The organism is Rhodococcus sp. HM1 (assembly GCF_023218075.1).
Taxonomy (GTDB): Bacteria; Actinomycetota; Actinomycetes; order Mycobacteriales; family Mycobacteriaceae; genus Rhodococcus.
This window is the reverse complement of record NZ_JALPTB010000236.1, coordinates 1-391: the sequence shown is the minus strand read 5'-3', so window position 1 is coordinate 391 and position 391 is coordinate 1. Positions and strand designations below refer to the sequence as shown.

Genomic DNA, 391 nt, shown 5'->3' with positions numbered 1-391 from the left:
GGCGAGAGCTGGTCGAAGTCGGAATAGGCCTGGATCGCTAGGTCGGTGCGGCCGAGGCTGGCCTCCAGCCGGGCGTAGGCGTCGACGATGCGTAGGGTGTTGCGGTCGGCCTCGTAGGCGGCCTTGAGCCGCCGCTCGGCCTCGGCGTTGTCGCCGATCACCGAGGCGATCAGGCCGGCATGGTAGTCGCGGAAGGTGTTGTAGTAGCGCTCGCCCCGGAGCTTGTTGACCGTCTCCAGCGCCTTCTTGCCGTCGCCCGCGCCGGCGTAAGACCAGGCGGTCAGCAGCGTGGCGGTGAGGTCGGTGGCCGCCCCGCGGCCGCTCCTGGAAAAATTCTGGCGGGCGGCGGCCCACTGGCCGGCCTTGATCTGGCGCACCCCGAGGGAGAGGT

General features: G+C 70.3%; 1 protein-coding gene. It reads right to left on the bottom strand.

Annotation, left to right across the window (positions count from 1 at the left end; translation table 11 throughout):
• On the bottom strand, positions 1-377 hold a 377-nt coding region (locus M1M07_RS32580; protein WP_248676815.1), incomplete at its 3' end, for a lipopolysaccharide assembly protein LapB.
• Between the last annotated feature and the right edge of the window lie 14 nt (positions 378-391).